Origin of the sequence: Coxiella-like endosymbiont, assembly GCF_002871095.1 — a bacterium.
GTDB lineage: Bacteria > Pseudomonadota > Gammaproteobacteria > Coxiellales > Coxiellaceae > Coxiella.
In genome coordinates, this window is the sequence record NZ_NSHJ01000008.1 from 1 (window position 1) to 2,936 (window position 2,936).

Genomic DNA, 2,936 nt, shown 5'->3' on the forward strand with positions numbered 1-2,936 from the left:
TTATTTTACTCAGCGCTAAGGTTAACTCCAATAGGCTTTGTAAAAAAAACACTAACAGGAATATCTTACGTGTCTCAAAAGATCATATATTCAAATACATACGAAACTCTATCATACCTCTTTAGCTTCATCCCTTTACTTTATTTATATATCAAACCGAAGAAAATAGGACCAGTAAGGAAATCCTTTTTTAAAAATTAAAATTTGAGACCATTCTTCAATGAATATATATGCATGCATACTACCTCCTCCTTTAACTTTCCCAATTTAAAAAATACTTAATAAATTTATAAATTAAATGCACTATTTAGTGTATTTTTTCTCATGCAATTTTTCAAAATTGCGATACAATTCACCTTATGTCTATTTTAATAGGAATATAATATTTATGATATTTTTATTTTCAAAACCAAAACATCACGAAAAAACAGTAAACGCAGAAGAGCTCCCTTTATCCCCAAAGAAGAAATGGATCAGACGGCTTCTTAATAAACATTTAAAACATACTCGTCATCGATTCAGAGATAGGATCGAAAATCTTATTCTTGGTAAAAACAAAATTGATACTATTCTTTTAGAAGAATTAAAAACAATTCTGCTCTCAGCAGATGTAGGTGTAGAAACCACTCAAACTATCATTGGGAATCTCTCTAAACAAATTGATCGAAAATCATTATCCGATTCAAGGACACTAATTTATACACTAAAAAATGAACTATTTTCAATTCTTGAAGATTCTCAAAAACCTCTGGAAATTAATCAATGGCCTTTTGTAATTTTAATAGTTGGCGTTAACGGCGTAGGAAAAACCACTACTATTGCTAAGCTTGCTCATTTCTACCAATCTCAAGGAAAGCGAATTATATTAGCGGCAGGTGATACTTTCAGAGCAGCTGCTATCGAACAACTTCAAACATGGGGAAAATATAATAATATACCTGTAATCGCTCAACATCCAGGCGCAGATAGCGCTTCCGTTATCTACAACGCACTAGAAGCAACGATCGCAAGAAATTACAATATATTAATCGCTGATAGCTCTGGGCGCTTACACACTCAATTACATCTTATGGATGAGTTAAAAAAAATTAAGCGTGTTATAAAAAAAATCAATCCTCAAGCACCTCATGAAACTTGGCTTGTTATTGATTCAGGAACTGGACAAAATGCACTCAATCAAGCAAATAAATTTAATGAACATATTGGACTGACAGGTATTGTTCTCACTAAATTAGACGGAACAGCAAAAGGGGGGATAATATTCGCCATCGCTCAGCAAATACGTTTACCTATCCGTTTTATAAGTATTGGCGAGAAAATCAATGACCTAAAACCTTTTGATGCTCAAGCTTTTATCGACGCATTATTTTAAGAAGTCGTTCACGATTTATTTAATTAACATCACAAAAAAATCATTTAAACAACGGAGATTAAGCCCTACATAATATTTTTTTCATTTGAAAGAAGTTGAAATAGTCTTTTAAGTAAGTATTCTAAAAAAAGAAAAACTAAATTATTAAAATATTAAAACTGATTATGATGCTAGAAGATATGACTCAAGGGAACCTTTATATCAATACTCGTAATATATCTTAGCTTTTTAAAAGACAAATCTTTTATTTATATCAACAGATAGAGATGATTTTTTTAGAATCTTGAGTTACTTTAATTAGCATCGAAATTTTTTATAATGTTACTTTCTATAAGTTATTTCAGGTGATTGGAATCAAGAAGTAAACAAGTGTATTCGTGTTTAACTTTAAAGAAAGTTGGATGATTAAAAAAAATAAAATCTATATCTTTTTACTTTTCTATAGAGAATCAAACAGCAAGATATCAAAATTGCACCTGATATTGTTAAACAAACTAAGGATGATTTGGGTTTACAATCCTACTATGAGTACCATATCAACCTTGTATTATTGTGTTTGGAAATTATACAGCCGGTTTAAAGGATTACAGACTCTATAGGTAGGTAACTTATTTTTATTGCTCCTCATGATTTTTTAACTCTCATTACTAATTCAAAATCATCTAAGCATCACATAAAAAGAAAAATATTAATTAAAAAAATGAAGCTAAATCAACTCTTCTCTTCTTAATATTAAAAAGTATTATAATCCTTGTATTTTATAAATTCTACATTATCTTGCTGTTTATATGTATTTTTAGGTGAACTTATCTGAATACTTTTATTGAATTTAATGACGATCGCTATGATTGTTGTATGTCAACTAGCTACTCCTAGAGCTTTTTATTTATTTTTAAAAAACTTCCAAGAACTAAGAAAACCCTGAAATAAATAGGGAAAACTCTTTAAAATTTCTCCGAAATTAAATGCTCTAATATTACCAATAAAAATATTCATTATTGAATTCAAAGTTGCCATGATATTTTTAAAATTCAATATATTGCTTTTGATTTTGTAGCTTCATGAAGAAAAAATTAATACTTCTAAAAAAATCTAGGTAATACCTTGTAATTTAATTTATTGCTTCCAGTTATTATTTTTTCCTATAAAATAATAATCTTCATAATTTACATGATTTCAATAATGGACATTAAACTTATTTAAGTTAGTAGATACCATACAATCCTATTTAACGTTAGTAAAACAGTTACGTTATTTTTTCGTTATTGAATAACGAATAAGAGACACCTTTTCTATATAGTTTTTAAGACTTTTCTATATAGTTTTTAAGATGAGGATAATTCTAATTATTGGTAATATCTTTAATTAACTACAGAGAGGTACCACCCAAGAAATGATTGTTCTCAAATTAGTGTTTGTAGGGGTAGAAACAGCCACGGTGGCCTCTCCTCATTCACCGTCTTTGGTTCGTTGCTTAATTGTGGTTGTATTTTATAGCTTATTTAGTAGTTTATTATTAATTCGTATAGCTTATTATATTGATATTGATGTAATTTTGGCGGGT

At 28.7% G+C, this 2,936-nt stretch carries 1 protein-coding gene; it reads left to right on the forward strand.

Going from position 1 to position 2,936, the window contains the following annotated elements:
* The first annotated feature begins 391 nt into the window (after positions 1–391).
* The gene (gene ftsY / locus CLERM_RS00055) at positions 392–1,372 is read left to right on the forward strand and encodes a signal recognition particle-docking protein FtsY (RefSeq protein ID WP_420838468.1); all 981 of its coding nucleotides are present in this window, start codon (positions 392–394) and stop codon (positions 1,370–1,372) included.
* Positions 1,373–2,936 lie beyond the last annotated feature (1,564 nt).